We start from the raw sequence: 24784 nt of genomic DNA, 5'->3' as shown, positions 1-24784 counted from the left end.
AGCCTTCAAATTGCAAGTTACAGCTGTAGAGACCAGGCATCGTCCGGCATGAGGGCACTGTGAAGCTCGCGGATGTTCTGCGCTTCCTCCTGAGAAGAGAACTGCCCGATGACAACGCGGTAGCGCATCGTCCCATCGGGTCCCTCACTCGGCAGAACACTCACAGGCAAGCCCGTACCTTGAAGCGAAGAGGCATAACTTTCTTGCAAGGCCTCCGCCTCCGACTCCTGCGTACGAGAAGCGACAACGAGGGTCCAGCCGCCTGCATCAGGGTCAATATCGGGGGCGGGCTGCACCGTTTCGTCAGCCGGGTCCGACGGCGGCGCTTCATCCGTGTCGGGAGAGGCGCCATCGTCTTCGCTGTCTGTAGAAGCGCTCAAAGAAGGATCAGGGGCTGTCTCCGCGTCGTCAGCATCAGCCGCAGCTGGCGCCGCGTCGGTATCGGAGGAGAGCGACGTACGTAGCGTTTCGATAAGGGCACCGGGACTCGGGACAGTGCCGCGCTCGCCGAGCACAATCCACCCTCCAATGAGGGCAGCTATCAGCAAAACAGCTATAAAAGCGATGCGTCCTGTGCTGCTTTTTGGAGAAGCATCCGCTGAACTCTCGACAGACTCAACGTCTTCGGGATCGTCAGGCTCCTGGGTTGATTGAGATGAGGCCCCTGACGAGGAGATGGATGCATTCGTCCGCTCCGTTGCCTGAGACGCACGCACTGGGCTCTCTTCGGAAGACGATACAGCCGAGGTGGGTGCTGGCGAATCACTGGTTTCGGTAGTTTCTGCTTCCTCATCCTCAGAGGAATCGCCAAACTCCTCGTCAGGCGCATCGCCAAAGGCGACACTCGAAAGGTCCCACTCTCGATCCCGACTCCAGAAGTCGTCATCCAGTGGGTCATCGTCTGAGGTGTTGGTGTCTGGCAGGTCCTCGTCAGGAGTGCGCTCTGATTGCGCCAAAGAAGATGCTTCGGATGATGACTCAGTTGGAGTTGGCTCGACTGCGTCGGTATCTGCAGCTGCTTTAGCGTCACGCGCTTCGGTGCCAGAATCCGTTTCCTGGGATGACGATGCAGGGCGCGGGGATGCGGACTGTACCGGCCAGAGGGAACCGGTGTCAGCTCCCTCGTCTGTTTTAGATGCACCGGATCTCCGGGATGAGGGGGGCGAGGGAGCCGTAAACTCTTCGGTTGCATCGTCATCCTGCCGCTCTTGCGACGCTTGCTGGGAGACACCAGATGGCTCCGCTGCACCAGCCTCCTGAGAGGGAGAGGTGCTTTGAGAAGTTGACTCGGATGCCGAGTCCGGTACGTCACTGGGCGCCTCGTCACTGGACGCCTCGGTCGGTACAACGGGCTCCTGATCCAGACCGGCATACGCCTCATTGGCAGCCTCTTCAAGAGCAGGTGCGGGGTCGAACTGCAGATTCCCGTCGCTACCCATAGCAAACGTACCCAGATCGGGAATGGTAACCCCCGACTTTTTCTCGGCACGCTGGCGTATCTGCTTGAGCAGCGCCTTCAGTATAGGGGCTGTCTTGGATTCAGGAAGTCCCAGCCGTTTGGACAGTTGAGATAGCAGGCGATCGGACATAGTGACCAGCGAGCGTTCATGAATTAAATGACGAGTCGTCATGGGGCACGAACGTAATTCGACCCTGCGGCGGAGACCACACAGGCGAATCCGATGCATTTGCATCCCGCACTGCGCTGGATGCATGTTCCACCTTCAACGTGCCAAGATAAGGCAGTGTCACATCGTTCCCTTGTGCCAGTTCTTCCTGAACCACAGCACAGAACGACTCAAGGACCACTTTTGGAGACGGACGAGCCATACAAGTTTAGATACTGTTTTGAGTTATGGTGAAAGTCTGCCTATTGTAGACTACCACATTTTTTGGCCATCGTCAACAAATAATTCGCAAGGCTCTTATCCGGCGGGAGCTCAGTTCAGTTACCACAGGATGCGCACGCCGCCGCCCACACGTGCTACAGGGCGCGGATAGCCCGGCCATTCGGTCATGTTGTTAGAACCAATGTCTTGCACGTATCCGGTAAACTCAATGTTGGGCGTCACCTGAACATCGCCCGAGAGGCCTACCCCGACAAATCCTGGAGCCGACCGTACTCCCTCGCGGTCGAGATCGCGGGGGCCCTGACCGCGCAGATGGACTTGCACGCGCGCCCGCCGGTCTGCAAACTGATAGCCGACGGTTGCCTCGGCAGAAGCACGAGGTACAAAAGGAAGCCCATCCGCATCCGCAAGGCTGCCTTCGGTATAGGTGAATGCGACGGTGCCAAACCAGGGAGAGAGCGCCTGCAGCGTTGCATCCAGGCCAACCTCCCAGGCGGTGGATTCGCGGTAGAGCGTAGCGTACAACCCCGTAGCGTTTGCGATGCCGAACTCAAAAAACTGTCGCACGGGGCTGTAGCGCACGCCACCGTACAGATCAACGCGCACCGGTCCGGGTGACCACGATGTGCCCGCAGTTGTGTTCAGCGTATGTACGGTGCCCCCAAGGTCAGCCTCGGTGCTGAGGTAGGGATTGGTGTGCAGAAGGTCAATGGGGGTGTGGAGCGTGAGCGTAGGGCGCTGCTCCGCATAGAAGCGCCAGTCTGCGGCGGGCATCCACTCTACGAGGCCATACGGTGCGCCATACGTGCTCGTCGTAGGGCCATCGAAGCCGGGGCCTTGCTGGCTGGTTACGAAACTCATGAGCGCTGCACCCGCCTCGACAGTTAAGTCGGGACGGTCTACAAGACGAGCAATTCCGTACAGGGTACCCTGGCGGCTGTCTCCAGAAAACGCGCCGTCGCCGGCATGCCCAACAAGCTCTGTTTCACCCTCCAACGTAAAGTCGAAGACAGCGAGCGGGAACGTGATATCGAGCGCCGACGCAAAGCGGTGCGTTGTCGCTTCGGTAGCAGGGGGCTGTGTTAGAGCCGGCAGGGGATCGGTTTCTACGTCATGAACGCGATACCCGACTGTCCATGCAAACGGTAGGCCCTGGTGGATGCGCAGCGTATGCTTGGTTCCGAGAGCATATGCACGGCGAGCCGGGCTTTCGGCAGTGCCCGATGTCGCCTGCAGTGCATATAGGTCGTACTCATCGTAGGCCCCGTCTACCGTTGAGGTGAGGCTCCACGCTGTACCCCGGTACGAGAGGTCGATGCCGCCATCGGCGCTGTCATAGGCGGTTCGCGCATCACTCTCGGCAAACGGGGTGTCGCCGCGCATCCCTTCGTAATCGCCGTGGAGGCGCAGCGAAGTGCTCGGGCTGACTGGAAACTGAAGCTCGGTGGCCACGCGCCGCTCGGTGAAGCGGCCGCCGCTTCCCTCCAGAAAGCCGTTCATGCCGTCGAGCAGTGCAGGCACGGACAGGCGTCCGCCGCGATCAGCAGGGGGCGCAGAAAGGTCGAGCGGTGGCAGGGCGTCAACGCGAAAGTTAAGGGGGGAGGCGCTCGGGAGGTCGTCGAGCGGGAGCGCTTGCACGCGGGTACGCGGCTGCAACTCCTGCAGGGTGGGGCGTTCCAGCGAGGGGAAGACCACGCGATACTCGCCACGGATCTCAATCTCGCGAGGCGTAATTTCGGGGAGCGCAGGCTCGGAATCAGGTGCCTGTGCCCAAGTAGGGCCGGTGAGAAGCAAAAGGACAAGCGTGAGGGGGGCGAAGCGCATCATATAAAGCTTGTAGAGCGTTCGTAGGACAAAAATGAAGAGGCGGAGTCAGGAGGCCGGGTAGACAAGCGGAGTTGCGCTACAGGGCATCGCGAGCCTGGCGGGCTTCGTCGGCGAACGGCGTGCCCCGGTACCGGTCGATGACGCGGTCGTAGAGGCGCTGCGCCTCGCCCCGCTGCCCGAGCTGTTCGTACGCGCGGCCCTGCTCAATATAGCTGCGTGCGATCCAGTCGGGAAAGCCTGAGTAGAGTGCGGGAATGCGCTCAAGCTCTGTGATAGCCTGGTTCGCCTCGCCGGCCTGGCGCAGGAGGCGGCCGAGACGGTAGCGCGCTTCGGCGCCGCTCTCCCCCTCGTCGGCTTCAGCGACCTGGCGGTAGAGGCGCTGGGCCTCTTGTAGCGACCCGTCTTCCTCGGCGATACGCGCCAGTCCAAGACGCGCCGAGGCCACCAAGCGATCGGGATCTTGTGCACGTACGATCTGGCGGAGCAGTTGCTCGGCTTCATCGGCGCGGCCTTGCTGGAGCAGTGCCATAGCTTCGCCGTAGCGCGCACGGGCCACCACGTCGGTTGGAGCGTCGGGGTGGTCGCCTGCGCGCATGTACGCGTCCAAAGCCTGGCTGTAGCTACCGTCTTGCTCGTAGAGCTCGCCAAGGCGCAGTGCAGCCTCAGGCACGCGCGGATGATCTTCGTAGCCGGCTACGAGCTGTTCAAAGAAAGTGCGTGCCTCAGCAGGCTGTTGCTGCTCGGCGTGGCCGCGACCGAGTAAGAAATATGCTTCAGGCAGGTAGGCCTCTGTGTCGGCAACGCGTACGAACTGGCGCAGCTGACGCATAGCGGCTTCGATATCTCCGCTCTGGTAGGTTGCTTCGGCAACGCGGAAGCGAAGCGCGTCGCTTCGTGCGGGGTCGTCGATTCGAGAAGCGATCTCATCGATTAAGTCGCTTGCCCCCTCCATATCATCCTGCACAACGAATGCAAACTGGATGCTGGACGCCGCATCAGCAAATACGCCACTCTCCGGATGCTCCTCCAGGACGACGCGATACGCAACGATCGCATCGTCAAAGTTGCCCATGTTAAAGTGTGCATCGCCGATGCCATACTGGATGCGTGGCACGCGCGGATGGTCGGGGTAGGTCTGCAGAAACGTATTGAAGGAAGCAAGCGCTGCGTCATAGTCCTGCATCTCGAAGTGCACGCGCCCGCGCCGGAAAAGCCCTTCAGGGTGCCATCGGCTTTCGGGGAACGTGTCGACGAGCTCGTCGAAGGCAGACACGGCCGCTGCGAACCGTTCACGCAGGGCGTGGGCCTCTCCGATCTGGAAGAGCGCATAGTCGCGGCCGGTTTCGTCGACCGAGGCGTAGGCATCGATCGCGTCATCGTAGTGCCGCTGTGCAAAGTAGCTGTCGCCAAGGCGAAGCTGAGCATCGGCGCGGTAGGGAATGCGTGTGTCCTCGTCGTACGCGTCGAGGAAGCGCTCGAAAGCACGGGCGGCATCGGGGTAGCGCTCCTGTTTGAAGTACGACCAGGCAACGGTGTACCGTGCGGCGGGGGCCGAAGCGCCCCGCGGGTTGCTCTGAACGTAGCGCTGCAGACGGGTTCGAGCGTCGCTGTGGGCCCCGGCGAGGAAAAGACTCTCGCCTGCCCAGAAGAGCGCCTCCTCGCGCTGGTCAAGGCGTCCGGCTTCGTGCACGCGCATGAAGGCGTCTGCGGCATCGCGATACTGCCGGCTTTCGTAGAGCGACCATGCCTGCTGAAACTCAACGGCGTCGCGAATAGAGTCGGGGGCGGCCCCCAGTTCGCTGGCCCGGTCAAACGATTCAAGCGCCTGGCTCATGTCCTCACGCTGAAGCGCAACGTTTCCGAGTACCAGGTGCGCTTGCCCACGCTGGGCCGAGCCGGCGTACGAACTGAGGAGGCGCTCCATGGTCGCCCCTGCGTCGCCGTAGTTGCCCTGCTGGTAGTGCAGACGTCCAACTTCGAACAGGGCCTGGTCGGCTCGTTCATCCGACGGGTTCCGGTCGATGTAGGCCGCATAGGCTTCGCGGGCGGCATCGGGGCGGCCGGCGAGCTGGTAGTTGCGAGCGGCCTCAAAGCGGGCCGTCTGTGCCAGGTCGTGGCGTGACTCGGCTACGCGGGTAAACCGCTCGGCGGCGCGCACATGGTCGCCCTGGTGATGAACGGCCCATGCCTGGCCGTAGGTGATGAGCGGAGAGGCGCTGTCTTGCCGTTCGGCGTCGCCAAACGCCCGGACGGCGCTGTTCCACTGCGCTGTATGCAGGTAAGCATAACCGAGCAGCGTGTTGGCGCGTGCAGAGCGCTGGGGAGCGGCCTCCAGCACAGCGATTACGTCTTCGTGCTGCTCAAGCTGGGCATAAGCATGCGCGAGAGGTTCGCGCGCCTGGTCGGCAAAAGGACTGTTCGGGGAGCGGTCGATCACCGCCCGGAAAGCCCGCACCGCGCTGTCGGTACGATCGCCCTGCAGGTAGAGCTGCCCGGCCCGAAAGGCCGCCTCGGGGGCTTCGTCGCGTTCGGGGTGCGACTGTACGATCTCCACGTAGTGCTGGAGCGCAGTGCGCACCTCCCCGTCGCGGTGGGCTTGCTGCGCCAGCATCATGGTTGCAGGCACAGCCACATCGGGGTCGGCGCTGGTGCGCAGGCGCTCCAGGTACGAGCGGGCCGTTGCGGCATCGCCGCGGACGAGTGCCTCCTCGCTGATGGCGAGCAGCAGGGTGCCTGCTTTTGGATGGGTGGGGTACCGGCGCTGGAGCACTTCGGTAAGGCGAAAGGCCTCGTCGGTTCGTTCGAGCGCCTGCATGGCGCGAATCTCCAGGTAGAGGGCCTCGGGGGCAGCGCTATGGCGTGGATGGGCATGGCGGAACGCATCCAGCTCGTGTGCCGCAGCGGCGTAGAGGCCCCGGTCAAAAAGCGTTTGGCCGCGCTCGAAAGCGGACGGCGCTGTCGTCTGGGCGATACCTGGGAGCGATCCCAATCCGAAAAAGAGAAGCACAGAAGCAACCACAGTGAGGCGAAACCAGTGCATAAGCGAGTTGGCAAATACAGAGCACATATAAACGAATCGTGTACACGCACTGCCGGCGTGAATCCTGCGTGCGAACCCCTTAAACCGGCAGGCGTGGTTGCGAATACGGGTCGTATCCCATACCCTACAGCAACAAGGTACAAGGCACAACCTACAATGCATAACGCAGACACACCACATCAGTCTCCGAAAAACTGCTATGGATACGCCATCCGCTGATCACCCGTCTTCCGATCCGTCTTCCGGATCATCCTCGCAGCCCTCGTCTGGGCCCGCTCCCGACTCGCCCTTCGACACCTCGCCGAGCGAGCAGTTTCAGGGGCCGGCATCGCCATCGTCGGGACCCTTCGCGGGCGGCGGCTCGCCGTTTGGAGCGGAGCCGCAGGGCGGGAACGACCCGTTTGGAGCGCCCCCGGCATCGGTTTCAGACGATTGGAGCACGCTTGCTATCCCGGCATCGATCGCTGTAGACATGGCCCGCGACTGGGTCCGTGAGCGCCAGACCCCTGTGATGCTCGGTACGTTTGCAGTGGGCGTGTTTGTCAGCGTACTGTCTCGCTAATGCACCCCACGCTAACACCGGTACCCTCAGGCCAGGTGTTGCGTGCTGCGCCCCGAGGCGTAATCGAGGGGGCGATCGTCCACGCTTGTGCTGGTACTCATTGCAGGTACCTGCACGTACCTGCACATAATTGGCGCGTACGTCATGTCCTTTGCGTATAATTCGAAGCCTGTAACCAACGTTTTATCGGCGTACTGAGTATGTTGGCTTGTTCGTCGCCGCCCATCTTTAACTGCCTTCAACCGCTTGACCCGTGAGCATACTCACTGTAGGAACCGTAGCCTTCGACTCCATCGAAACGCCGTTTGGCAACGCTCCCCGTGTACTCGGCGGGAGCGCTTCATATCTCTCTCTTGCAGCCCGGTATTTCTGCTCTGACGTGCGGCTGGTTGGCATTGTGGGGGGCGACTTCCCGGAAGAATATGTCCAGCTGTTCCGCGATAGCAACATCGACCTGCGGGGCCTGGAGGTAAAAGAAGAAGGCGACACGTTCCACTGGAAAGGGCGCTACCACTACGACCTGAACGAGCGCGACACGCTCGACACGCAGCTTAACGTGCTGGTCGACTTCGAGCCCACGCTTCCTGAAGACTATCGGTCGAGTAAGATCGTGTGCCTGGGGAATCTGGATCCGGCGGTGCAGCGCCATGTGCTTGAGCAGGTCGACGACCCGGAGTACGTGCTCTGCGATACGATGAACTACTGGATCGAGCATACCCCCGACAGCCTGCGCGAGACGCTCACGCTGGTTGACTGTCTTGTCGTGAACGATTCAGAGGCACGCGAGCTGGCCGACGAGCCCAATCTGGTGCGGGCAGCCAGTATCATTCGCGACATGGGCCCTGAAACGGTAATCATCAAAAAAGGCGAACACGGAGCGCTGCTTTTCAACGGCAGCACGGTCTTCAGCGCCCCGGCATATCCGCTCGAAGACATCGAAGACCCCACCGGCGCTGGCGATACGTTTGCGGGCGGACTGGCTGGTTACCTGGTGCGTGCCCGCGCGTATGGCTCTGATGAGCTGCGCCGCGGCATTATCTACGGAAGCGCCATGGCGTCGTTTGCGGTGGAACGCTTCGGGCCAGGCCGGCTGCTTGAGCTCAACGAGGATGTCATTCTGGAACGGGCCCGCGCCTTTCGCGAACTGGCGGCCATCCCCAAACTCCAGGCGTTTGAAACCGCATAACACGCTCCTGTTGCTATCCCGTCTTTGCTCCGTTTGAGGCTTCTGGGGGATGCGAGGCGTGCACGCTCGCTTGCATGACCACCTCTGCCACGAGGCGCCCCTCTGAGTACAGCGCACGGTCTTGCGCGAGCACGATCGGGGTAGTATCGGACGCTATGCGCGCGCTGTTAGCTACTCACGATTAGACCCAGCATCTATATGTACGGCACCGTTCGGCTCATCAACGCTGTCTTCTATGGCCACCACGGCGTTATGGAAGAAGAACATCGGCTTGGTGGCCGCTACGAAGTCGACGTAGCGGCAGATATGGACCTGTCTGCAGCCGTCGCGTCTGATAACCTGAAAGACACGGTCAACTACGAGGCGATCTATACGATCGTTAAGGAGCAGGTAACGCAGCATGAGTATGCGCTCATCGAGCGCCTCGCCGGGCTGATTGCGCAAGAGGTGGCGGAAGCACATCCGGCGTTAGATGCGGTTGAGGTGACGGTGCGCAAGTGCGGGCCACCAGTAGGCGGGCTGGCGGAGCGGTCTGAGGTAAGCCTGCGTCATGAGACGTAGAAAGAGGGCTGTGCTGGGTGCATCTGCACCGTCGATAAAGGGCGGACGCCGCACATCCGGAAGGTCATGTGCTTGTGTGTACACCAATTGTACGTATGCGCTGCAGAATATCAGGGAGGCGGGGCGTTTCGCATTCCCCCTGATTCCATGTCCGTTACGAAGACGTTCACATCTTGGTAAGAGGTGCCTATCTTCGGCACATATAAAAAACCGCCCGAGGCAGCTATGCGCTGCGTCGGGCGGCTCGGATTGGGCTGAGGTGTGCCGTACAAGGGTAAGCTTAGCTGGCAGCGACCCAAGAGTTGCACCAGCCATCAGGGTGTACGGGTCCGGGAAAGAGATCGCAGCCGCCGCACTGGGACCCTGCTTCTGCTTCCTGCCAGAACGCGCAGTTGCTACAGAGTTCGTCGGGATTCGGGGTCTCTTCGACGTACTGCAGCGCCTGTACCTGCTGCTCGCGGGTCTGAATTTCCTGATCGCTCAGCCCTGAAAGGTCGTCGCACGAAAAGTCCGCGTCGGCCGTGTCTTCGGCAGGGGCAGCGTCGTCGCCCCCGCATGCGGAGAGCACGGTACCTGCGCCAACGCCTGCAACGCCGAGCGCGCCGAGCCGCTGCAGGAATGAACGCCGTGATACATTATTGCTATCACTCATGGGTTCAAGATGTAAATGGATAGAGGGTGATCGGATGGAAGTTGCAATGCTTCCTGGCTTACAGGTTTCAACATAGCACTCCTAATTACAACCGTAATTCGGGAAGGACCTGCAAAATTGTGGCAACGATCCCGTTTGGTAGAAGAGCGAATGAAGACACAGGCGCCCGCAGAGGGATCGCAAGAAAGTTGATAGGATACGAAAAGTAGGTTACATAAAATTGTCATTTTAGATTTGAAGGTTCGGCTGCGAAGACACGTGTGCCTGCCGGCCCGGCTAAATAACACAAAAGAGTGTGTACTGAATCTGAGAAACAGTCCACACATGATTGGAAGCGCTTTCGAAAGTAGTTGATCCTGTGCTGTTTACCGCTGATTGATGGCTTTTGGGCAAGCGTATACCGTGTGTATGTTCGGTGTGAGTAAGAAGTGAAGGAGAATGACGTGGGCGGGCAGTGCGGGATGGTTCTATGACCGATTGGAGAGAGGCAGAGAGGACTTCCAGTGTTATCGTATGTTAATGCACACGATCTTTATTGCCTTCTGCATGCAGAGCCGCTATTATATGAATGACCTGTACGCTAAAAGCGGGCCCTCTAACGAATGCTTGTCTTGCCTCTTGCTATGTGTGCTGGCTTGAGTGCGCTCCAACGCGCTCGGTATGCTCAGTATGCATTTCAGGAGGGTTACCCACCCTTTTGGTCGGGCGCATTGGTCGGGCGCAGAAGAAAGACCACAATACCTGGTTTGATTGCGAGGAGCATAGACCGATAGATCGGTTGCTCTGCTCCCTGGCGTAAACCTGATTCTTGTGGTACGTGCTCAGCCGCGCTACACCCCCTACAGATAGGCAGCCGAACGAGACCGCCCAGGTCCCCTCGATATCCAACGAACGTGACGTGACGTAAATACAATGAAGCCCTTTCGATCGCTACTATTTTTAATGCTGGGACTGGTGTTGACGGTGGGAATCGTTGACGTGCAGGCCCAGGGCACTCGCGCGTCGATCTCCGGCGTTGTGCTGGATGAAAACGGGGAGCCGCTTCCCGGTGCTAACGTGGTGGCTGTACATGAGCCGTCGGGCACCCAGTACGGAACCTCCACGCAGGCGAGCGGGCGCTACAATCTGCAGGGACTGCGCGTAGGCGGGCCGTATACCATCACGGCCTCGTTCGTCGGTTACCAGTCGGTGCGTGAAGAAGATATTCGCTTGACGCTTAACGAGCGCCGCGAAATCGACTTCGACTTGCAGCTCTCTTCCGATGAGCTGGATGAGGTGCGCGTGATTGCCGACCGGGCTACGATCATTAACCGGAGCCGGACCGGCGCGCAGACCAATGTCTCCGAAGAGGAGATTGAGCGCCTGCCCACCATTAGCCGGAGCCTCTCCGACTTTGCACGCCTCACGCCGCAATTTAGCGGTACCGACGACAACAGCATCGGGGGGCGTAACGAGCGCTATAACACCGTACAAGTGGATGGCGCTACGCTCAACGATGTATTCGGGCTTGGCGGCTCAGGCGGCGTTCCCGGTGGACAGGCCGGTACGCAGCCGATTAGCCTCGACGCTGTGCAGGAGTTCAACGTTGACATTGCTCCGTACGACGTGCGCACAAGCGGATTTACCGGGGGGCGCATCAATGCGATTACGAAAAGCGGCACCAATGACTTTGAAGGCAGCTTTCGCTTCCTGGGGCGCGACCAGTCGTTTATTGGCGACCTGGATGGACAGTCGTTCGGTGATGAGTTCAACGAGCAGTACTACGTTGGAACGTTTGGCGGGCCGATCATCGAGAACGAGTTGTTCTTTTTTGTCTCAGCTGAGCTGTTCCGCCGCGGCTCGCCGCTGGACACGCGCGTAGGCCTTAACCTCGACGGCTCCAACTTCTTCCCCGCTGATCCTACGTTCCTGGATGAGATCCGCCAGGCTACGATCGATGCCTACGACTATGATCCCGGAGGCATCGACCCGTTCACGCAGCGTACCGACAACGAGAAGCTGCTCGTGAAGCTTGACTGGACGATCAACGATCGCAACAACCTGTCGCTGCGGCACAACTTTGTGAATGCAGGCAACGACACTGGTATTGGACGCGGGTTTAACTCCTTTGCATTTGCCAATCGTCAGTACGAGTTCACCAGCGTGCAGAACTCAACCGCTCTGGAACTGAACAGCCAGATTAGCAACGCGCTGTTTAACGAAACGCGACTGGTCTATACACGCATCCGCGATGAGCGCACGCCCACCGGCGGCGCGTTCCCTAACGTACGCATTGAAACAGCCGGAGACCGCATACAGGGGACTCGCAACATTGATATGGGCATTGGCCGCTTCAACCAGGCCAACCGCCTCGACCAGGACCTGATCGAGTTTACAAGTAACTTCTCGTATCGCTTGGGCGATCATAACATCACGTTCGGGACGAACAACGAGGTGTTTAGCTTCAACAACCTGTTCATCCGCGACTTCTACGGCAACTACACCTTCGAAGCCTTCACAGCTGATGGCACGCAGGTATCTGCGCTCGAAGCGTTCCTGCGCGGGCAGCCGACCGAATACTCGCACAGCTACGCAAACCCGGAGATCCACGGCGATAACTTCAGTCCGGAAGCCGACTTCACGGGGATGCAGTTTGGTCTGTATGCTCAGGATGAGTGGGACGTGAACGACGATCTGCGCCTGACCTTCGGGCTGCGCGCCGACATTCCGTATCTTCCGGAAGATCCGTCGCGCAACACCAATGTAGAAGACGCTTTCGGATTCCGCACCGACCAGGTGCCGGATACGCAGGTGCTCTGGTCGCCGCGCTTCGGCTTTAACTACAACACCGGAGCCGAACTGAACACCCAGATTCGCGGGGGAGCAGGCATCTTTAGTGGACGTCCGCCCTTCGTGTGGCTCTCGAACCAGTACAGCAATACGGGCGTCGACTTCCTCCGCCTCGATCAGTCCATCGACCCTGAGTCTGCATATGCAGACGGTGTCGACGCCAACGGCAATCCGCTTGGATATAATCCGGATGCCAGCTGCTTCGACGGCAGTGGCGAGCCGGGTGCCGCGCCGCGTCCGGGAGCGGGCGACTGCGTGAACGCTGCAGGCGAGGAGATTCTGGGCACCGAGGCGACCACCGAGGTGAACCTGACCAACCCCGACTTCAAGTACCCGCAGTCCTGGCGCTTGAACCTGGCGGTTGACCAGGAGCTGCCGCTCGGGTTTGTGGCCACGCTCGAAGGGCTCTACTCGTCGACGATCAACGACATCAGCGCCCGGAACCTGAATATCGAACAGGTTAGCGAGTCGGCCTACGGACGTCCGATCTACGGTACACCGAACAATCCGAATCGCGTGGATGACCGCTTCACTGAGGTCATCTTGCTCGAAAATGCAGGCCAGGGGTATGAATACAGCCTCACCGGTCAGGTGCAGCGCCGCGTACGGGGCGGAATCAACGGAACGGTGGCTTACACCTACAACCGTGCGCGCAGCATCAACAGCGGCAGCTTCGACCAGGCTGTTTCGCTCTGGCAGCAGAACTTTATCGTAGACTCGAACGACCCTGAAATCGGGACTGCGGTCTTCGAAGCGCGCCACCGCATTCTGGGCACGGTCAACTACCGCTGGCAGTGGATGGACCGCTTCGCGACGAGCGTTGGTCTTGTGTACGAAGGCCGCTCGGGCCAGAACTTCAGCTGGATCTACGACGGTGTCGATGTCAATGGCGACGGATTCCGCTTCAATGATCTCGTCTTCGTGCCCGAAAACGAGCGCGACGTGGTGCTCGCCAGCGAAAACTGGGAGCTGCTGGATGCCTTCATCGCAAGCCAGCCGGGGCTGAATGACTTCCGCGGCGACTTTGTGGATCGCAACTCGGGGCGTGCCTCGTGGCGCCACCAGATCGATCTGCGTTTCACGCAAGAGATCGCCACCTTCGAAGGCCAACGGATCGAGTTCATTATGAACCTCGAAAACGTGCTCAACATGCTGAACGATGATTGGGGACGCGTCCGTTTCTCAGGCTTCAACAACCAGTTCGCCTGGGGCTTTGATGGATATGTCAGTGAAGAGAATATCGGCGACGCTATCGGCGGACGTGTCATCACGGCCGACGACATTGGCAAGCCGATCATCGACTTCGAGGACGAAGAGTCGCTGCGCCGCTCGCTGAACGACACGCTGTTTGGCACGGCAAGCACGGCTTCACGCTGGCAAATGCAGTTAGGCGTGCGGTACACGTTCTAACCCCACCGGCACTTAGACCTGATAGCACGGGGCGCTGCACCGTGCATATGCATGTGCAGCGCCCCTGTGGTATCCCACGATCTGCAACCTACTGACTTTACTTTTACCTGGTACCATGACTTTTTTACGCCGTTTTGCTGCACCTGTAGCGGGCCTGTTCCTGCTGGCGTTCTTCGCTGGGTGCGATAGCGGGGATAGCGTTTCTGATCTCCAATCTGAACGTACAACCGTCGAGTTTGCGAATCCGGGTGCCGGTGCGGTTCCCGAAGATGGCGAGGTCTCGTTCGACGTTGTCATTCGCAACCCGGATGGGGAGCCTGTCTCTGTTGAGGTGCTCTACGCTGCGCAGGCAAGCACCGCAGACCTTGAAGCCATCGGAGGATCCTTTGGTGAGAATAACGTTTTTCCCGTGTCGTTTGGCCCCGATGCTGAAGATGGCGACCGCGAAACCATCACCCTCGACGTATCCAATGCCGATATTACCGGAGGTGCGCTTGAAGCACGCTTTGCGCTGCAGCGTCTTGAAAGTTCTGGTCGGGCCGAGTACGGAAACAACCGCGAGTTCACGCTTAGCATCGGGCCCATCCCGATCGCTGAAGCGCTGGAGCGTGGCACCGGATCGGTTGTTACGATCCAGGGCACCGTCACCCGTGCCTTCGGCGACTACGCCCGCATCCAGGATGTGAGCGGCGACGTGGGCGCTGCCGGAATGACAATCCGCCAGACGTTTGGTGATCTCGAAGAGCAGTTCTCGGACGACATCGACGACGGCACGATTCGGGAGGGAACCGAACTACTTGTAACGGGAGAGCTCTCGTCTTTCAACGGACTCTTCCAGATCAATAACACGGACCTGAGTCAGTATACGGTGCTCGAACAGGGGCAGCCGGTTGATCCCATTCCCGTTACCCTGCAACAGGCCTCCTCGGGCGACTTCCTGAGCGTGCTTGTCCGCATCGAGGGGCTCGAGCTCACGAGCCCACCCAACACCTTTTCGAGTGGAACGAACTATGATGTGATTAGCACCGACCCCGACGACGATACCGAACTGGTACTCCGCATACAGGATGGTGGCGAGTCTAACGTAGGAGGAGCCCCCGCTCCGCAAGGAGAGTTTACGTTCGAGGGGGTCATGGGCGTATTTGGAAGCCCACAGGTACTCCCGATCTTGCGCGACGACATCATCACCGATGAAGAACTCGGTGGCGACCCGGACGATGACGATGCCGAGACCGTAACGATTGCTGAAGCGATCGGGACAGAAGGATCCGGCGAAACCGTTGCTGTAGAGGGGCTGGTAACACGCGTCTTCGGCGAAACAACCGTCATTGAAGACGGCACTGCCGGGATCGTTGTAAGTCGCCGCAGTGACGTTGCTGGTGAGGCAGAGGTTGGTGCTCAGCTTCGCGTAGAAGGCAGCGTAACGGAGTTCAACGGGCTGTTTCAGCTCGATAGTGGCAACGTTTCTGACTTTGAAGTGCTGTCCTTCGACAACGACCTGCCTGACCCTGCCGAAATTGGTCTTGACGAGGTTGGCGATTTCCAGAGCCGCCTGGTCACCATTGGCGGACTGGAGATTGACGGCGCTTCCGGCGATACGTTTGAGGCCGGCACAAACTACGATGTGACCGACGGTACTACAACGATCACGCTTCGGGTTGATGGCGCCTCGTTCTATGTCGGCGAGCCGATTCCGGAGGGGGCGTTCACATTCCGGGGCATCACCGGTGAGTTCAATGGCGAGCAGATCTTCCCGCTGCTCGAAGGAGACATCGAGGCAGAGCAGGCGCCCCAAGATCTGACGATCGCGGAGGCGATTGCAACCGAAGGCTCAGGCGATCTGATTCGTGTAGAGGGTACCGTTACACGTGTGTTTGGTACGACGACCGTCATTGAAGACGGCACTGCCGGGATCGTTGTAAGTCGCCGCAGTGACGTTGCTGGTGAGGCAGAGGTTGGTGCTCAGCTTCGCGTAGAAGGCAGCGTAACGGAGTTCAACGGGCTGTTTCAGCTCGATAGTGGCAACGTTTCTGACTTTGAAGTGCTGTCCTTCGACAACGACCTGCCTGACCCTGCCGAAATTGGTCTTGACGAGGTTGGCGATTTCCAGAGCCGCCTGGTCACCATTGGCGGACTGGAGATTGACGGCGCTTCCGGCGATACGTTTGAGGCCGGCACAAACTACGATGTGACCGACGGTACTACAACGATCACGCTTCGGGTTGATGGCGCCTCGTTCTATGTCGGCGAGCCGATTCCGGAGGGGGCGTTCACATTCCGGGGCATCACCGGTGAGTTCAATGGCGAGCAGATCTTCCCGCTGCTCGAAGGAGACATCGAGGCAGAGCAGGCGCCCCAAGATCTGACGATCGCGGAGGCGATTGCAACCGAAGGCTCAGGCGATCTGATTCGTGTAGAGGGTACCGTTACACGTGTGTTTGGTACGACGACCGTAATCCAAGATGCAACCGCCGGTATCGTAGTCAGCCGGCGCAGCGACGTAGCCGACGCTGCAGAAGAGGGCGACATCCTCGAAGTGGTCGGTTCGGTATCCACGTTCAATGGACTTTTCCAGCTTGATCAGGACAATGTCGAAGGCTTCGATATCCTGTCTTCAGGGAACGACCTGCCTGCGCCTGCTGAAATTGGACTCGACGAGGTCAGCGACTTCCAGAGCCAGTTGGTTCGCATCGACGGGCTGGAGATTGCCGATGACAAAGGCGATGATGTCTTCCAGGGCGGAGGTGCTGCTGGGAATTACGATGTGACGGATGGCAGCGTGACGATCACGCTCCGCATCGACTCAAACTCGTTCTATGCGGGCGAGCCGATTCCTGAAGGGACGTTTACGTTCGAGGGTATCACTGGTGAGTTCAACGGAGAGCAGATCTTTCCACTGAACGACGGAGATATCATCGAAGACTAAACGCTGCCTGAAGAAGCAGTAGAACAGAACCAAGAGGCCGCCACGCTCCACCTGGAGTGTGGCGGCTTTTTTCTGTTAGCTACTGCCTTCGTGAGGAATTAGCTCTCTGGGATGCACGAGATGGCACCCAAGGAGTACCCGTTCGCTCCGCTCACAGCGCCACGTCGGTCGCATGCTCCCTCCTCGCGATGACAGATCCGGGGAATGATGCCACTGCCAACAGCTCCCAACACGACCCGTCATCCCGGGCAAAGCGCAGCGCAGACCCGGGATCTTTCTCCGGCAAAGCACCACCCCGCCCTTCGGGCACCCCTCCTTTCTGGGCTGGCGCATCGGTAGGAGGGGACGCTGCAGCGCGGCGTTTCATGCGCCGAGGCAACGCCTCTCATCACGAGTTATCCTGACGTGGTCAGGCGCGGAGCCGCGTACACGACCGGCACACGCTTACAGGCCCAACACTGCGAGACTCCTCCACCTTGTCATTGCGAGCGACTGAAGGGAGCACGGCGCCCTGACCGCAGGAAAGACGTGCTCTCGGGGTGCAATCTTGGGTAGCGGTTCAATGTTAAATGATTGCCTGTGGTTTACATCATCGCAATCTGCTCAAACCCCCTCTGTCTGCCGACATCTCCCCCTTGGCCAAGGGGGAGAAACCCGTAGGGAGAGGGGGTTCGAAAAAGAAAGAGCTGCTGCATTCAATCGCTTTATCATTTAGCGTCTATCCACTACCCAATCTTGTGCGGTCCTGTTCGAGGCAAGCTGCCTAAAACCGAAGCGCCATCTGAAGCGTGTTTACGTAGTTGTACGTCTCCCGAAACGAAGTGCCCTCTTCACGTCCGTAGAACGCATAGTCGACGTGGATGTGGCCCATGCGCAGTCCCACGCCGGCCGTCGGATAGCCCTGGTTGAGCCCGAGTCGCGCAATCAGGATGTCGTACTGGGCCTCAGCGCCCAGGTGGAAGCGCGTCGCAAGGGGCTGCCGCACGCATGGGTGGCGATACTCCTGGTAGTCCAGCATAACCCCGACGTTGTCCAGAACGCCAAACGAGCTCAGCGTGTACGCCGCGCCGATGCGCACCGAAGCATGAGCCTGGAAGCGATCGGCAGCGTCTGCAGGAAGCGTGTCGGGCACATCGAAATTGCCGTTGGTCACGTACGCGGGCTGATCCGGGAGAAAGGCGCCCACAATCGGAATAGACAGCGCATCGTCGTGGAGCGTAAACCCGAAACGTGAAGCAAATAGATCAAACACGGTGGCTCCCAGATGCAGCTCGCCCGGCAGGTCGAGGGCCGACACCGTGTACAGCAGGCCCAGATCCATCCCAACGCTGCTTCCGGCCCAGACCGGATTCTGGTCAGCACGGCTGTCGAAGATAGCGAGCCGCCCGATCATCGGCGTCGCATCCAGGACGGGCATCTTCGCATCGGGCGTGAGCTCGTCGATCGGCGTATCCAGAAACGAGACATAGCGCCGCGTCGCCTTCAGCGTGAGTCCGGCAGAGAGCCCCGGTACGTGGGCTGAGGCGTCGTATCCGGCAGCCACCAGAAGCATTGCGTCGGTGCGGCTGATGTGGTTGGCCCGCGGAATGTTGGCGGTCGTCTCCTCAAATCGCTGGTTGATGCTGCCGTGCACGTACCCCCCCGCACTGAACGCGTACGGACCAGCACGGTAGATGCCGGAGGGCAGCGCTAGCGTGGTTTCGAAGATCGAGGGCCGGGTGCCTACGCTGCGCACCGTATCGCTGAGCGCCTCGAATCCAGCCTCGTAGGCTTCCAGGTCGCCATTCAGCGCTGCGCCCGGCTGTCCGCGTGCCATCAGGCGGAACTGGTCAGCGACATGCCCGCTACCGCTTCCGTGCAGCCTGAAGGCCGTGAGGGAAGGGGAGAGGGTAGCCAGGTGGGCAGGGTTATAGAAGAGAGGGTTCGAGCGCCCCGGCAGCGCCGCAGCGCCGTCTCCGCGCCCGAGCGCTTCAACCGATGGCACAAACGCCCGCTGGGTCTGTCCGCTGTGCTGGGCCTGCGCCGGTACGACCCCAACGACGCTTGCACACAGCACCAGAAGCGCCAGGCGAACGTGCGGACGTAGAGAAAGGGAGAGGGAAAGAGCTGAGAAGGACGATGGCATGAGGGCTGAGGTGAATGGGCTGAAGTGACGAGGCCAGAGAGAGGGTATGCTGAAAACGATGCTTCATTAATTGCACAATAGCAAGGCCCACGCATAACGGCAAGCGAAGACCACGCGGATGCGTAGCGGACGATACGCGCCAGGTCCGGACCGCGAAACCCCATCGGTGTGGACGTGTATCGGGATGCGGCAATGTACCTGTGGGCTCTGCTGCATGATGCTCATTTCTTGGGATACAGCCATAGTAGAATACAGCATCAGGCAGCGTTCAGCCTGCGCGATGCCCGAGTGGCGGAATTGGTAGACGCAACAGACTTAAAATCTGTTGGTGCTTGTGCACCGTGTGGGTTCGAGCCCCACCTCGGGTACTGCTAAACACCGGCTCAACGCCTGTATGGGCGGATTGCAATGAAGTCCAGGGCCTTTCTCATCTCCCTTTCGCTTGCATCGTCTTGAAATAAACCAGAGCAATTGCACGTCTACGGGGAAGATACGGGGAAGCGGTCTTCTCCTCCGCGCGGTGGTGACGCGCATGCCGGTACGCACCTACCCAGGCACACCTATCCAAGCAAGAGATGCAGGTAGATCAGCGCGACGGGGGCAGCGAGGGCCATGCCGTCGAACCGGTCGAAGAACCCGCCGTGTCCGGGCAGCAGCCCGCCCGCATCTTTGGTGTTGGCCGTGCGCTTGAGCAGGCTCTGAATGAGATCGCCACACTGCGTGGCGCCGGCGAGAAGCACCGACAGGAGCACGATGTGTAGCAGCGGCACCGTTGGCACCGTCCAGAGCGCGCCGCCCATCCAATAGAGCGCCCCCGCCGTGAGCGCACCGCCTATGCCACCCACGGCCCCAGCCCATGTCTTATTAGGCGAGATCGTTGGCGCCAGCTTGCGGCGGCCCAGGTACTTGCCCACGAAGTAGGCAAAGATGTCGGTGCCCCACACCGCAAACACAACCCATACCGTGGCTGCTACGGCCGCTGCAGATGGAAGCGCCACATGCTCACGCAGCGCAAGCAGCGCAATGAGTCCGCCTGCGGGGTAGACGCTCCCAAACACCGTAGTTGCAATGCGCTGCAGGTACGCGTCTGCGCTACACAGAAAGGGACTCACCGCGAGTCCGGCCACCAGGAGTCCGGCTACGAGGGGCCACCAAGAGGGGTGCAGCACTGCTACAACGAGCGCAGCACTCACGGAGAGTCCGATCGGCTGCAGGGCGGCGGCGCTGCAGCCTGCAGACAGGCGGTAGTACTCGTGCTGCGCCCCGAGCGCAATGAGCGCCATGACAGCACCAAACAGATAGCCCCCCAGGTACAACGTTCCCAGAAAAAGGGGGGCGGCGATTAACCCTGTTGCAACGCGACGCTTGAGTTCACCCACAGATCCGTTTGTTCAGTAAGGCAGGTCGGTAACGAAAGTCGGTAACGAAAACCGGTCGTGCAAGATGAGCACATGCAAAAGCGCTCCGGCGTACCGCAGCCAGAGCGCTCGGGAAAAAACAGGCAACCGGCAGCGTTATTGATCGTCGTCCTCGTCGGGTACGCTGAAGTCGGTGCGGTCGTAGCCCGAGTCCAGGCGCGCCTCGTCATCCGGGGTATGTGCGTCAGGGGCATCCGGATCGGCTGCCATCGCCGCCTCTTCGAGCTCCTCGTCGGTGAGCTTGGTTTCGAGGATCTCGCGCGCCGTGTCGACATGGTCCGGCGGCACCAGCACTGTGACCTCCGCGAGGTCGCTCACGTTCAGGTTAAACGCATGATCGCGCTGCGTGAGCACCACAGCCGGCACGCCGCTGTCGTCGAGGCGGTCGCGCACAATGTCGGCTTCGTAGTCGGTGCCCGAGCTAAAGATAGGGACCCAGTTCTCGTACTTCGCCATAATGGTCGGTTCCGTTATGAAATAAGAGGATGCGCAGGAGATTCGCTATACCAGCGGCCCAGGTTGATGATACACGCGTTGATAGTACACGCGTTGATGGTACACTCTTCGTGAGCTGCTTGGGACGCCAATGGAGAGATTAAAGCAATTAAGTAGGCCCACAAAAGAATCTTCGAATATGTCATTGCGAGGAGCGCCGCGTCGGTCGCACGCTCCCTCCTCGCGATGGCAAGGTGTAAGTATTTTTGCTGACTTACTTAAGATCAAAGCAATCAAACCAGGCGCTTAAGCAGCCCGCTAACCAGCGAACCAGGTACTGCATGCAATGAACAGGGCAGGGGGGAGATCCGCAACCGGTGAACAACCTATATGCGCCAAGCCTTCATCAATATTCTCAGGAACAAAACCGGCATCGATTCGCATCACATACACGCTACACAGGCGCTCGTAGCTCAGCTGGATAGAGCATTGGATTCCGGTTCCAAAGGTCGGAGGTTCGAATCCTCTCGAGCGCACCATTCGCCCATCGCCGGTACAGCACGTCATTACAGCACCCCCCGATCCCGAGGCGCTGCGGTCACTCCGCGGGGCCTCGTGCTGTTTCAGGTGATGCCCCGCTGTTCGGAGGCCCGCCTTCGCCGTTCTCTGTCCTACCGACCCGCACTCCCATGATCCAATGTGGTCCCTACGCCCTGCATCCCCTTGAAACCGGCACCTTCAAGCTCGATGGCGGCGCCATGTTCGGCATCGTGCCGAAACCGCTCTGGGAGAAGCGGATCGCTGCTGACGATCGCAACCGGATACCGCTTGCCGCGCGCTGCCTTCTCATTCAGGGCGCAGGCCGCTGCATCGTCGTAGACACCGGCATCGGCGACACGTTTTCGGATAAAGAGCAATCGATCTTCGGGGTCGACCACAGCACCCACACCCTCGTCGGTAGCTTACGCGCAGCCGGGGTGGAGCCGGAAGATGTTACCGATGTCGTGTTTACACATCTGCACTTCGACCACAGCGGCGGAGCCGTAACGAAGCAGGGGGATGCGGTCGTGCCGCGCTTCCCCCAGGCCACCCACCACGTGCAGGCTGACCACTGGGAGGCCGCCCGCGCCCCAAATCCCAAAGAGCAGAACTCGTTTCGTGCTTCTATTTTGGATCCGCTGGCTGAGCGCGTTGCCTGGACGCTGCACGACGGGCCAGGACCGTTTATGCCGGGTATCGACCTGATTCGCGTAGACGGACACTCTCGTGCCCAGCAGCTGGTAAAGGTGCGGGGCGAGGACAAAACGTGCGTGTTCGTCGGCGACCTGCTGCCGACCCACCACCACCTGGGCGACGCCTGGACCATGGCCTACGACATCGATCCGCTACAGACGATCGACGAGAAGGCAAGATTCTTGCAGAATGCTACAGCGAACCACTGGCTCCTGCTCTTTGAGCACGACCCCGACGTAGCCGCTGGATACGTAGAGTCTGCCGACGATAGATTGCGCGTGGAGCCGGTGTCTGTGTACTAATTCCTCTCCCTTGTACGGTACCCCACCATGGAAGCGCCCGATCCCGACGAAATGCACGACGTGTTGAGCACGCTCTTGCATGATTTGAACAACCCTCTTTCCATCATTGATGGGAACGCTCAGTTCTTGCTTGAGGTAGCCCGCGACGAAGAGCAGGACGGACCGGTGCAGGAGGCGCTGCGTGACATCCATGACGCCACGGGCCAGCTCTCGCGCCGCCTGAAACGCCTGGAAGAGCTCCGCGACCGCTTTGCGCAGGAGGATAGCGCGTAGGGGCTGTGTCGTTATTCCCGGGGGGGCATTGCGAGGCGAGCGCGTGAGCGACCGACGTGGCGATCTTCGCGTCTCACGGAGGCAGTTCGGCCCGAACAGGGACGTATGAGATTGCACCTCAAGAGCACCTCCTCCCTACGATCGGGGCGCCGCGATCCATCCCCCTAAATCCCCCTCCGCCGAGGGGGACTTGATGGGTTCCTTCTCCGACCGTTCCTACAGAAGTGCCACGCTGCAGCGTCCCTCCTACCGGGCACCAGCCCGGAAAGGAGGGGTGCCCGAAGGGTGGGGGGGGGCTTCCCCGTACAAAGATCCCGGGTCTTCGCGCTGCTCCGCCCGGGATGACTTGTAGTTGTGGGTGTTTTCCGGATCTGTGCGTCTCACCAAGGAAGTCCAGCTCGAACAGGAGCGTATGAGATTGCGTCGTCCTGCGTCCTCGCAATGACAAGGTGAAGGGTGGTTCTTTCAGAGTTGCCATCGCGCAGAGAGAGCTTGCGACCGACGTGGCGAGGCTGTGCGTCCCACGAAGGTAGCCCGCCCCGAACAGAGCCGCATGAGATTGCCGCGCTCTCTTCGGTCGCTCGCAATGACAAGGTGGGGATTCTGCCGGGGTTGTTATCGTAGGGAGAAAGCACAGCGACCCATCCCCCTAAATCCCCCTCCGCCGAGGGGGACTTGATGGGTTCCTTCTCCGACCGTTCCTGCAGAAGTGCCACGCTGCAGCGTCCCCTCCTACCGGGCACCAGCCCGGAAAGGAGGGGTGCCCGAAGGGCGGGGTGGTGCTTGCTCGGATAAAGATCCCGGGTCTCCGTGCTGGTCCACCCGGGATGACGTGTGGTGTAGGTATTCCCCGGATTTGTCATCGCGAGGAGGGAGCCTGCGACCGACGCGGCGCTGTGAGCGGAGCGAACGAGTACTCCTGGGGTGCGATCTTTGCGTCCCATTGAGGCAGCCACTCCGAACAGGGCCGCATGAGATTGCGTCGTCCTTCGTCCTCGCAATGACAAGGTGGGGGCGATGCTGTGCGTTTTGCCAAGTTAGTTCGCTCCGAATTACTGATACCACCACCTAACGCCATGCGTATGATGGCCGTACGGACATACTACGTATACATCATGACAAACGCCGGATATACAGTTCTCTACACGGGCGTGACCAACAACATTAGACGTCGGGTCAATGAACACCGTACGGGGCAAGGCGGACGGTTTACGCGGCGCTACAACATCAAGAAGTTGGTATACGTGGAGCGCTATCACGACGTACATGCAGCCATCGCGCGGGAAAAGCAGATCAAGGCAGGGGCGCGCCGTAGCAAGTTAGACCTAATCAGGGATCAGAATCCGGACTGGGTGGATTGGGGGGAGCAGTTGGAAGGGTAGTGTGGCGCTGTGCGCTTCACAGAGGCAGTCCGTCTTGAACAGGGGCGCATGAGATTGCCGCGTCGCTGGCGCTCCTCGCAATGACAAGGTGAGGGATTCTCCCAGTGCTGTGCCTGTAGGCATGTACCAGGCGTGTACGGGGGCGCTGAGATCCTTCCGCGACCTTTCTTGCAGAATTGCGGCGCTACAGCGTCCCCTCCTACCGGCGCAGCCGGAAAGGAGGGGTGCCCGAAGGGCGGGGTGGTCCTTCCTCGGATAAAGATCCCGGGTCTTCGCTGCGCTCCGCCCGGGATGACTTAATCTATAGGCTTTTCTCAACTGGAGGGCCTTACGCTTTATCTTTGTGTTCTCTTCAGCATCAAGTCACCCCGGCCTACGAGCCGGGGTCTCCCCACATTTGTAGCCGCGACCGTTTTCAGTGCGATTACTATGTGTGCTGCTGGGCGAGAATCTCCGGCGGGGCGCTGTAATTTAGTGTGCTCGGTCTAAACAGGGGCGCATGAGATTGCACCCCAAGAGCACCTCCTCCCTACGATCGGGGCGCCGCGATCCATCCCCCTAAATCCCCCTCCGCCGAGGGGGACTTGATGGGTTCCTTCCGCGCCCTGTCCTGCAGAGGGGCTCCGAAGGGCGGGGTGGTCCTTTCCCAGAGAAAGATCCCGGGTCTTCGCGCTGCTTTGCCCGGGATGACTTAATCTATAGGCTTTTCTCAACTGGGGGCCTTACGCTTTATCTCCGTGTTCTCTTCAGCATCAAGTCACCCCGGCCTACGA

General features: G+C 60.0%; 16 protein-coding genes and 2 tRNA genes. 10 read left to right on the top strand and 8 right to left on the bottom strand.

All coding sequences use genetic code 11. The features are described from left to right. Positions 1-17: 17 nt before the first annotated feature. The 4 genes from ACZ48V_RS11435 to ACZ48V_RS11420 form a co-directional block, all read right to left on the bottom strand. Positions 18-1589: an SPOR domain-containing protein gene (locus ACZ48V_RS11435; protein WP_464539257.1), complete on the bottom strand. Its 1572-nt coding sequence runs from the start codon at positions 1587-1589 to the stop codon at positions 18-20. A gap of 16 nt (positions 1590-1605) precedes the next feature. Then, complete coding sequence (locus ACZ48V_RS11430) at positions 1606-1830, bottom strand: HU family DNA-binding protein (RefSeq protein WP_464539255.1); 225 nt, start codon at positions 1828-1830, stop codon at positions 1606-1608. Between the two features lie 119 nt (positions 1831-1949). After that, positions 1950-3677 (bottom strand): TonB-dependent receptor, encoded by a 1728-nt coding sequence (locus ACZ48V_RS11425; protein ID WP_464539253.1) that lies wholly within the window; start codon positions 3675-3677, stop codon positions 1950-1952. Positions 3678-3753: 76 nt separating this feature from the next. Further along, positions 3754-6717 carry a tetratricopeptide repeat protein gene (locus ACZ48V_RS11420; RefSeq protein WP_464539251.1) on the bottom strand — a complete coding sequence of 988 codons (2964 nt, stop codon included), beginning with the start codon at positions 6715-6717 and terminating at the stop codon, positions 3754-3756. Positions 6718-6916: 199 nt separating this feature from the next. Here ACZ48V_RS11420 and ACZ48V_RS11415 point away from each other — a divergent pair, with 199 nt between their 5' ends. The 3 genes from ACZ48V_RS11415 to folB all read left to right on the top strand — a co-directional run bounded on the left by ACZ48V_RS11415 (position 6917) and on the right by folB (position 9026). Continuing rightward, entirely contained in the window at positions 6917-7279 is a 363-nt protein-coding gene (locus ACZ48V_RS11415; RefSeq protein WP_464539249.1) for a hypothetical protein, read from the top strand. A gap of 253 nt (positions 7280-7532) precedes the next feature. Beyond that, a complete protein-coding gene (locus ACZ48V_RS11410; protein ID WP_464539247.1) occupies positions 7533-8465 on the top strand; it encodes a PfkB family carbohydrate kinase in 933 nt (310 codons plus the stop codon). A 198-nt stretch (positions 8466-8663) separates the two neighbouring features. Continuing rightward, a complete protein-coding gene (gene folB, locus ACZ48V_RS11405) occupies positions 8664-9026 on the top strand; it encodes a dihydroneopterin aldolase (protein WP_464539246.1) in 363 nt (120 codons plus the stop codon). A 280-nt stretch (positions 9027-9306) separates the two neighbouring features. Here folB and ACZ48V_RS11400 read toward each other — a convergent pair whose 3' ends face one another. Further along, positions 9307-9678 (bottom strand): high-potential iron-sulfur protein, encoded by a 372-nt coding sequence (locus ACZ48V_RS11400; RefSeq protein WP_464539244.1) that lies wholly within the window; start codon positions 9676-9678, stop codon positions 9307-9309. A gap of 912 nt (positions 9679-10590) precedes the next feature. Between ACZ48V_RS11400 and ACZ48V_RS11395 the strand changes: the two genes are divergently transcribed. Next, on the top strand, positions 10591-13917 hold the full coding sequence (locus ACZ48V_RS11395; RefSeq protein WP_464539242.1) for a TonB-dependent receptor: 3327 nt from the start codon (positions 10591-10593) through the stop codon (positions 13915-13917). A gap of 115 nt (positions 13918-14032) precedes the next feature. After that, positions 14033-16843 carry a DUF5689 domain-containing protein gene (locus tag ACZ48V_RS11390; protein WP_464539240.1) on the top strand — a complete coding sequence of 937 codons (2811 nt, stop codon included), beginning with the start codon at positions 14033-14035 and terminating at the stop codon, positions 16841-16843. A gap of 763 nt (positions 16844-17606) precedes the next feature. Here ACZ48V_RS11390 and ACZ48V_RS11385 read toward each other — a convergent pair. Next, positions 17607-18968 (bottom strand): hypothetical protein, encoded by a 1362-nt coding sequence (locus ACZ48V_RS11385; RefSeq protein ID WP_464539238.1) that lies wholly within the window; start codon positions 18966-18968, stop codon positions 17607-17609. 282 nt (positions 18969-19250) lie between these two features. On the opposite strand from ACZ48V_RS11385, the gene ACZ48V_RS11380 reads away from it, so the two are divergent. Further along, a tRNA-Leu gene (locus tag ACZ48V_RS11380) sits at positions 19251-19336 on the top strand. A gap of 192 nt (positions 19337-19528) precedes the next feature. Here ACZ48V_RS11380 and ACZ48V_RS11375 read toward each other — a convergent pair. Both ACZ48V_RS11375 and ACZ48V_RS11370 read right to left on the bottom strand, forming a co-directional pair. Further along, positions 19529-20347, bottom strand: coding sequence for a phosphatidate cytidylyltransferase (locus ACZ48V_RS11375; RefSeq protein ID WP_464539236.1), 819 nt, complete (start codon positions 20345-20347; stop codon positions 19529-19531). A 135-nt stretch (positions 20348-20482) separates the two neighbouring features. Further along, positions 20483-20842: a putative signal transducing protein gene (locus ACZ48V_RS11370; RefSeq protein ID WP_353563717.1), complete on the bottom strand. Its 360-nt coding sequence runs from the start codon at positions 20840-20842 to the stop codon at positions 20483-20485. Between the two features lie 441 nt (positions 20843-21283). Between ACZ48V_RS11370 and ACZ48V_RS11365 the strand changes: the two genes are divergently transcribed. The 4 genes from ACZ48V_RS11365 to ACZ48V_RS11350 all read left to right on the top strand — a co-directional run bounded on the left by ACZ48V_RS11365 (position 21284) and on the right by ACZ48V_RS11350 (position 24011). After that, a tRNA-Arg gene (locus ACZ48V_RS11365) sits at positions 21284-21360 on the top strand. 150 nt (positions 21361-21510) lie between these two features. Then, a complete protein-coding gene (locus ACZ48V_RS11360) occupies positions 21511-22356 on the top strand; it encodes an MBL fold metallo-hydrolase (RefSeq protein WP_464539234.1) in 846 nt (281 codons plus the stop codon). 27 nt (positions 22357-22383) lie between these two features. Then, a complete protein-coding gene (locus ACZ48V_RS11355; protein WP_353563719.1) occupies positions 22384-22629 on the top strand; it encodes a histidine kinase dimerization/phospho-acceptor domain-containing protein in 246 nt (81 codons plus the stop codon). Positions 22630-23705: 1076 nt separating this feature from the next. Then, positions 23706-24011 carry a GIY-YIG nuclease family protein gene (locus ACZ48V_RS11350; RefSeq protein ID WP_464539232.1) on the top strand — a complete coding sequence of 102 codons (306 nt, stop codon included), beginning with the start codon at positions 23706-23708 and terminating at the stop codon, positions 24009-24011. Positions 24012-24784: the final 773 nt, after the last annotated feature.

The sequence above is a fragment of the Longimonas haloalkaliphila genome, from assembly GCF_055379825.1.
Note: the sequence above shows the minus strand (reverse complement) of the source record. Positions and strands in the feature narration are given on the sequence as shown.